Genomic DNA, 7,953 nt, shown 5'->3' on the forward strand with positions numbered 1-7,953 from the left:
CGAGTGGCTCCACACCTACAATCACCACCGCGGACACACCGCACTCGCAGGCAAGCCACCCGCCAGCCGCGTCCCCAACCTCACGGGTCAGTACAGCTAGACCGTGCCCGGCAGGACCGGCCGGGCGGGGTCCGGGGGACCGGGCGGGGGCGGTCGGACGCGGCGTCGTCGGATCACGAACGGACGGGGCCGGGGAGGCGGACACCGGGTGAAGGGCGTGTGACCCACCTGTGATCTTGATCCCGCCCGACCTGCTCGTTTCCGCCGACCTCGGCGCTTCCCCGTACGATAGGAGGAAGCCGAGGCATGGCCATGTGCCCGGCGGGTGGACCGGTAGTAGCAGGCGGAACGGGCGGCGGCGATCGAAACGGATCGCAAGTGCGCGTCACGCAGCCGGGCGCCGTAACCCACGATTCCGGGAGAATCCGCTAGGCATGCCCACGCGCAACGACATCCGTAACGTCGCCATCGTCGCCCACGTCGACCACGGCAAGACCACGCTGGTCGACGCCATGCTGAAGCAGGCCGGCGCCTTCGCCGCCCACCAGCAGCTCGACGACCGGATGATGGACTCCAACGACCTGGAGCGCGAGAAGGGCATCACCATTCTCGCGAAGAACACCGCGGTCAAGTACCACCCCAAGGACGGTGGCGCGCCGATCACCATCAACATCATCGACACCCCGGGCCACGCCGACTTCGGTGGCGAGGTCGAGCGCGGTCTGTCGATGGTGGACGCGGTCGTCCTGCTGGTCGACGCCTCCGAAGGCCCGCTGCCGCAGACCCGCTTCGTGCTCCGCAAGGCGCTGTCGGCCCGCCTGCCCGTCATCCTCTGCATCAACAAGACCGACCGTCCGGACTCCCGGATCGACGAGGTCATCAACGAGACCTACGACCTGTTCCTGGACCTGGACGCGGACGAGGACCAGATCGAGTTCCCGATCGTCTACGCCTGCGCCCGTGACGGCGTCGCCTCGCTGACCAAGCCGGAGAACGGCACCGTCCCGGCCGACAGCACCAACCTGGAGCCGTTCTTCTCCACCCTGCTGGAGCACGTCCCGGCCCCGAGCTACGACGAGGACGCCCCGCTCCAGGCCCACGTCACCAACCTGGACGCCGACAACTTCCTCGGCCGCATCGCGCTGCTCCGCGTCGAGCAGGGCGAGCTGCGCAAGGGCCAGACCGTGGCCTGGATCAAGCGCGACGGCAGCATCTCGAACGTCCGCATCGCCGAGCTGCTGATGACCGAGGCGCTCACCCGCAAGCCGGCCGAGGTGGCGGGCCCCGGTGACATCTGCGCCGTCGCCGGCATCTCCGACATCATGATCGGCGAGACCCTGGCCGACCCGGAGAACCCGATCGCGCTGCCGCTGATCACGGTGGACGAGCCGGCCATCTCGATGACCATCGGCACCAACACCTCGCCGCTGGTCGGCCGTGGCGGCAGCGGCAAGGGCGCGGACGCCAAGTCCGGCGCCAAGGTGGACCGCAAGGTCACCGCCCGCCAGGTGAAGGACCGCCTGGACCGCGAGCTGATCGGTAACGTCTCGCTGCGCGTCCTGGACACCGAGCGCCCGGACGCCTGGGAGGTGCAGGGCCGTGGTGAGCTGGCGCTGGCCATCCTGATCGAGACCATGCGCCGCGAGGGCTTCGAGCTGACCGTCGGCAAGCCGCAGGTGGTCACCAAGGAGGTCAACGGCAAGACCCACGAGCCGGTCGAGCGCCTCACGGTGGACGTGCCGGAGGAGCACATGGGTGCCGTCACCCAGCTCATGGGCATCCGCAAGGGCCGGATGGACAACATGTCCAACCACGGTTCGGGCTGGGTCCGGATGGAGTTCGTCGTTCCGTCCCGCGGCCTGATCGGCTTCCGCACCGAGTTCCTCACCAACACCCGCGGCACCGGCATCGCGCACTCGATCCACGAGGGCCACGAGCCGTGGTTCGGCAACCTGACCACCCGCAACAACGGCTCGCTGGTCGCGGACCGGGCCGGCGTGGTCACCGCCTTCGCGATGACCAACCTGCAGGAGCGCGGCGTGCTCTTCTGCGACCCGGGCACCGAGGTGTACGAGGGCATGATCGTCGGTGAGAACTCGCGCTCCGACGACATGGACGTGAACATCACCAAGGAGAAGAAGCTCACGAACATGCGTTCCTCGAACGCTGACGTGGCCGAGTCGATCGTCCCGCCGCGCAAGCTCTCGCTGGAGCAGTCGCTGGAGTTCTGCCGCGAGGACGAGTGCATCGAGGTGACCCCGGAGACGGTTCGCATCCGTAAGGTCGTCCTTGACCAGAAGGACCGCGGCCGCACCGCTTCGCGCGCCAAGAAGGCGTGATCCGGACGCGCTGAACGGCCATCGGCCGGAATGGTTCGCCCCCCTTTCCCATGGAGAGGGGGGCGAACTTTTTCAACTACTCCAAGTTGTCGGGGCCGCTATTAACGGAATAGCGCTCATCACACCCGGGTGTCCGCTGAGCGGACGCGACAGTTCGTCATCCGTGACGACTGTCCGTTTGGTGCCTGTCTGGCTATGTCTCAAATGTCCGGTTTTCGAAACTTACCGACTGTTCATGTGACCTAATTGAGATCGTCGCTGGTCACTTTCGTGTCCGTGCGTGACGGATAGTGGGTGCAGTCAGGCTCGGGTCAAGGGTGAACGCGCAGGGGTGCGCGCCGAAACCACGAGCGCGGACGGCACGGCGGCCCCGGTGACAAACCGATCCGCAGTGCCCTCCTCGTTGCAACGTCGAATTCAGGAGGCACACCGATGCGCGGTGCGAGCCAGGCCAAGTGGGTTGTCGCAGCTGTTGCTGTCGCCCTCGCCGCGACTGCGTGCAGCAGTGGCAACTCCTCCGGGGGTAGCTCCGGCAACGGTGAAGTGAACGCCACGGGCACCTTCAGCTACCAGAGCGGTGAGCCGCAGAACCCGCTCCAGCCGGCCAACGCCAACGAGACCATCGGCGGCCGTGTCATCAAGAACCTGTTCAAGGGGCTCGTCGACTACGACCCCGCGACCGGTGCGCTGCGCAACCAGGTGGCCGACAAGATCGAGACCACCGACGCCAAGAACTACACCGTCACGCTGAAGTCCGGCTGGACCTTCCACGACGGCACCCCGGTCACCGCCGCGTCCTTCGTGAAGGCCTGGAACTGGTCGGCCAACGTCAAGAACAACCAGATCAACTCGTCCTGGTTCTCCGACATCGTCGGCTACGACGCCGTCCACCCGGAGAAGGGCGACCCGACCGCCACCGAGATGTCCGGTCTGAAGGTCGTCGACGACACCCACTTCACCATCGAACTGACCAGCCCCGTCTCGTACTTCCAGTACAAGCTCGGCTACGCGGCCTTCTCGCCGCTGCCCGACGGCTTCTTCTCCGACCCGGCCGGCTACGGCCAGAAGCCGGTCGGCAACGGCCCGTACCAGTTCGTGTCGTGGGAGCACAACAAGGCCATCACCGTGAAGGCCTACGACAAGTACACGGGCATCGACAAGCCGAAGAACGGCGGCATCGTCTTCCGCAACTACGCGACCGGTGAGGCCGCGTACAAGGACCTGATGTCCGACACCGTGGACGTCCTGGACCAGGTCGACTCGACCGACCTGCCGAAGTACAAGGACGACCTGGGCAAGCGCGCGGTCGACCAGCCGCTGGGTGGCATCCAGAACATCAGCTTCGCGCTGTACCAGGGCGACTGGAACGCCCCGGGCAAGGAGAAGGTCCGCCAGGGCCTCTCGATGGCGATCGACCGTGACACCATCACCAAGACCGTGCTCAACGGCAACCGCATCCCCGCCGACTCGTGGGTCGCGCCCGGTGTCATGGGCTACAAGGCCGGCACCTGCGGCGACGCCTGCAAGTACAACCCGGAGAAGGCCAAGCAGCTGATCGCCGAGGGCGGCGGCGTCCCGGGCGGCAAGATCACCATCCTGTACAACTCCGACGGCAGCCACAAGGAGTGGGTGGACGCGGTCTGCAACTCGATCAAGCAGGCGACCAACGTCGAGTGCCTCGGTGACCCGAAGCCGGACTTCAAGACCGTCCGTGACCTCGTCACCAAGCAGCAGGTCCCGAGCATGATGCGTACCGGCTGGCAGCAGGACTACCCGCTGAACGCCAACTTCCTGCGTGACATCTACGCCACGGGTGCGTCCTCCAACGACGCCCACTACTCCAGCCCGGAGTTCGACAAGCTGTCGAAGGAGGCGGACGCCGCCACCTCGGTGGAGAAGACCGCCGACCTGTACCAGCAGGCCGAGGCCCAGCTGGCCAAGGACATGCCGGCCATCCCGCTCTGGTACTACAAGACCACCTCCGGCTACTCCAACAAGGTCCAGAACGTGAAGTTCGACTCCTTCGGCGACCCGGTCTTCACCGACGTCGAGGTCAAGAAGTAATCGGTCGGCACCGCCTGACCCGGTGACAACGGCCGGTGCCCGTCCATCCCCACAAGGGCGAGGACTGGTACCGGCCGTTGGCACGCCGACTTATCTCTTGCCGGGTTGACGGGCCCGGCAGAGCCATACATGGAGGCACGATGGGGCGCTTTGTCGCGAGGCGACTGCTCCAGATGATCCCGGTCTTCTTCGGAACGACCTTGCTCATCTTTGTGATGGTGCACGCGCTGCCGGGTGACCCGGTGGCAGCGATGTGGGGCGACAAGGCGCCGGACCCGGCGCAGGTCGCAGCCCTGAGGCACCAGTTCGGTCTCGACAAGCCGATGTTCCAGCAGTACCTCGACTACATGGGGGGCCTGCTCACCGGGGACTTCGGACAGACCATGGCCAAGCGGCCGGTGCTCGACGTGATCACCGAGGCACTGCCGGTCACTGTCCGGCTGGCGCTGTTCGCGTTCGCCATCGAGATCGTGCTCGGCCTCGGCATCGGCCTGTTCGCCGGTCTGCGCCGGGGCAAGGCGTTCGACAAGGGCGCCCTGATCATCACCCTGCTGCTGATCTCGATCCCGGTGCCGGTGCTCGGCTTCATCTTCCAGACGGTCTTCGCGGACGACCTGCACTGGGTCACGCCGACCGTCCAGGACTCCAACGACATCACCCAGCTGGTGCTGCCGGCCTTCGTGCTCGGCTCGCTGTCGCTGGCGTACGTGGCACGCCTCACCCGTACCTCCATAGTCGAGAACATCAAGGCCGACTACGTCCGCACCGCGGTGGCCAAGGGCCTGCCGCGGCGCAAGGTGATCGGCACCCACCTGCTGCGCAACTCGCTGATCCCGGTGATCACCTTCCTCGGCACCGACCTCGGCGCCCTGATGGGCGGCGCGATCGTCACCGAGGGCATCTTCAACGTCAAGGGCGTCGGTAACGCGCTCTACCACGCGATCAACCTGAAGGAGGGCTCGACGGTCTCCGGCTTCGTGGCCTTCCTGGTGATCGTGTACCTGGCCGCCGGCCTGATCGTCGACCTGCTTTACGCGGTCCTGGACCCGAGGATCCGTTATGCCTGACCTGACCGAGAAGAAGACGGCCGAGGAGATCCCGGCCCAGGCCGCCGTCGCGGCGGCCGCCAAGTCCGAGAAGGCCCGCAGCCTCGGCTCCGACGCCTGGAACGACCTGCGGCGCAAGCCGATCTTCGTGATCTCCGCGCTGCTGATCGTGCTGCTGGTCGTCATCGCCATCGCCCCGGGCCTGTTCACCTCGGTGGACCCCCGGGCCGGCGACCTGCGCCAGCACTACCTGACGAAGCCGAACTACAGCCACCTCTTCCAGGCGGACTGGTTCGGCTACGACCTCCAGGGCCGCAGCATCTACGCCCGCGTCGTCTACGGCGCCCGCGCGTCGGTGGTGGTCGGCATCTGCGTGACCCTCGGCGTGACCATCCTCGGCGGCATCGCCGGCATGGTCGCCGGTTACTTCGGCGGCTGGGTCGACACGATCATCTCCCGCGTCACCGACATCTTCTTCGGCATCCCGCTGCTGCTCGGCGCGCTGGTGATCCTGAACGCCTTCACCTCGCGCACGATCTGGAGCGTGGTCTTCGCGCTGGTCGCCCTGGGCTGGACCCAGATGACCCGTGTCATGCGCGGCTCCGTCATCACGGTCAAGCAGGCCGACTTCGTGACGGCGGCCAAGGCGCTCGGCGCCGGTACCGGCCGGATCATGTTCAAGCACATCCTGCCGAACGCGATCGCCCCGGTGATCGTCGTCGCCACCATCGCGCTCGGCGGTTACATCGCCACCGAGGCGACGCTGAGCTTCCTCGGCATCGGTCTGCAGGACCCGACCATCTCCTGGGGCATCGACATCAACTCGGCCCAGAAGGTGATCCGTACGGCGCCGTTCGCCCTGTTCTTCCCCGCCGGCATGCTGAGCCTCACCGTGCTGGCCTTCATCATGCTCGGCGACGCGGTGCGCGACGCCCTCGACCCGAAGCTCCGCTGAGAGAAGAGGTGACGACCCGATGACCACCGTGATCGAGAACAACCAGCAGCCCGATCGTCTCGAAGTCGGAACCCCGCTCCTGGAGGTCAAGGACCTCCACGTGGAGTTCCACACCCGGGACGGCATCGCCAAGGCGGTGAACGGAGTCAACTACTCCGTCGCGGCCGGCGAGACGCTCGCCGTGCTCGGCGAGTCCGGCTCCGGCAAGTCCGTGACGGCGCAGACCATCATGGGCATCCTGGACATGCCCCCGGGCAAGGTGACGCAGGGCGAGATCCTGTACCGCGGCCAGGACATGCTCACGATGACCAACGAGCAGCGCCGGCAGATCCGCGGCCGGAAGATCGCGATGATCTTCCAGGACGCGCTGTCCGCGCTGAACCCGGTGCTCAGCGTCGGCTACCAGCTCGGCGAGATGTTCCGGGTGCACCAGGGCGCCTCCAAGAAGGAGGCGAAGGACAAGGCCATCGAGCTGATGGACCGGGTCCGCATCCCCGCCGCCAAGCAGCGGGTGAACGACTACCCGCACCAGTTCTCCGGCGGCATGCGCCAGCGCATCATGATCGCCATGGCGCTGTCGCTCCAGCCCGACCTGATCATCGCCGACGAGCCCACCACCGCCCTGGACGTGACCGTCCAGGCCCAGGTGATGGACCTGCTCGCCGAGCTCCAGGCCGAGTACAACATGGGTCTGATCCTGATCACCCACGACCTCGGCGTGGTCGCCGACGTCGCGGACAAGATCGCCGTGATGTACGCGGGCCGGATCGTGGAGACCGCCCCGGTGCACGACCTGTACGCGAACCCCGCGCACCCGTACACCAAGGGCCTGCTCCGCTCCATCCCGCGCCTGGACCAGAAGGGCCAGGAGCTGTACGCGATCAAGGGCCTGCCCCCGAACCTGCTGAAGGTTCCGGCCGGCTGCGCGTTCAACCCCCGCTGCGATGTCGCCACCGACCTGTGCCGCACGGAGATCCCGGCGCTGCACCACGTGACGGACAAGGCCGGCAAGGAGCTCACCGGCCGCCGCAGCGCGTGCCACCTCTGGAAGGAGACCCTCCATGGCTGAGAACATCCTGGAGGTCAAGGACCTGGTCAAGCACTACCCGCTGACCCAGGGCATCCTCTTCAAGAAGCAGGTCGGCGCGGTCAAGGCCGTCGACGGCATCTCCTTCGAGCTGGAGAAGGGTGAGACGCTCGGCATCGTCGGCGAGTCCGGCTGTGGCAAGTCCACGCTGGCCAAGGTGCTGATGAACCTGGAGCGCGCCACCTCCGGCCAGGTGCTGTTCAAGGGCGAGGACATCTCCACGCTGCAGGGGTCGGCCCTCAAGGCCGTCCGCCGCAACATCCAGATGGTGTTCCAGGACCCCTACACCTCGCTCAACCCGCGCATGACGGTCGGCGACATCATCGGCGAGCCGTTCGAGATCCACCCCGAGGTGGCGCCCAAGGGTGACCGCCGCAAGGCCGTCCAGGACCTGCTGGACGTCGTGGGTCTGAACCCGGAGTACATCAACCGGTACCCGCACCAGTTCTCCGGCGGCCAGCG

6 protein-coding genes and 1 pseudogene are annotated in these 7,953 nt (G+C 66.8%); all 7 read left to right on the forward strand.

The features are described from left to right. A pseudogene (locus tag ACFRMQ_RS34700) lies at positions 1–100 on the forward strand (IS481 family transposase); the annotation flags it as partial. 334 nt (positions 101–434) lie between these two features. Then, entirely contained in the window at positions 435–2,339 is a 1,905-nt protein-coding gene (gene typA / locus ACFRMQ_RS34705; protein ID WP_380734771.1) for a translational GTPase TypA, read from the forward strand. Between the two features lie 432 nt (positions 2,340–2,771). Next, entirely contained in the window at positions 2,772–4,403 is a 1,632-nt protein-coding gene (locus ACFRMQ_RS34710; RefSeq protein ID WP_380734772.1) for an ABC transporter substrate-binding protein, read from the forward strand. A gap of 140 nt (positions 4,404–4,543) precedes the next feature. Continuing rightward, positions 4,544–5,470, forward strand: coding sequence for an ABC transporter permease (locus tag ACFRMQ_RS34715; RefSeq protein ID WP_380734773.1), 927 nt, complete (start codon positions 4,544–4,546; stop codon positions 5,468–5,470). Then, the gene (locus ACFRMQ_RS34720) at positions 5,463–6,404 is read left to right on the forward strand and encodes an ABC transporter permease (protein ID WP_380734775.1); all 942 of its coding nucleotides are present in this window, start codon (positions 5,463–5,465) and stop codon (positions 6,402–6,404) included. Before ACFRMQ_RS34715 ends, ACFRMQ_RS34720 begins: the two co-directional genes overlap by 8 nt. Before the next feature lie 19 nt (positions 6,405–6,423). Next, on the forward strand, positions 6,424–7,473 hold the full coding sequence (locus ACFRMQ_RS34725) for an ABC transporter ATP-binding protein (RefSeq protein ID WP_380734777.1): 1,050 nt from the start codon (positions 6,424–6,426) through the stop codon (positions 7,471–7,473). Further along, the coding region (locus ACFRMQ_RS34730; protein WP_380734778.1) for an ATP-binding cassette domain-containing protein at positions 7,466–7,953 on the forward strand (488 nt) is incomplete at its 3' end. The genes ACFRMQ_RS34725 and ACFRMQ_RS34730, both read left to right, overlap by 8 nt.

The organism is Kitasatospora sp. NPDC056783, assembly GCF_042789895.1.
GTDB lineage: Bacteria > Actinomycetota > Actinomycetes > Streptomycetales > Streptomycetaceae > Kitasatospora.